Consider the following 310-nt stretch of genomic DNA (forward strand, 5'->3'; position numbering starts at 1 on the left):
AGTAGATGCGGTACTTCTTGCCGCAGTTGTCGAACTTCCCGGCCCAGCAGGTGAAGGTGTAGACCTTCTTGATCCCCTTGCCGCTCCAGGCGCCGACGACCTCGCCGTCCCACGACTTGTTGAACTTGTGCCACGAGCCGTTCTGGTAGTACTCGAACCACACCCAGCCCTTCTTGCCGCCGGGACGGTCCACGCCGTACCACTTCGTGAACACCTTGCCGTGGGAGGCCCACGTCTTGCCGTAGGTGTAGGCCTTGCGGTCGCTGGAGAAGAACTTGCCCCACTTGACGACCGTGACCGTGCTCGCGGC

1 protein-coding gene is annotated in these 310 nt (G+C 62.3%); it reads right to left on the minus strand.

The window, feature by feature from the left end; genetic code table 11:
- A partial coding sequence (locus HCN51_RS57885) for a hypothetical protein (protein WP_168022246.1) occupies positions 1-310 on the minus strand: 310 nt, incomplete at both ends.

This window comes from Nonomuraea composti, assembly GCF_012034275.1.
Taxonomy (GTDB): domain Bacteria; phylum Actinomycetota; class Actinomycetes; order Streptosporangiales; family Streptosporangiaceae; genus Nonomuraea; species Nonomuraea composti.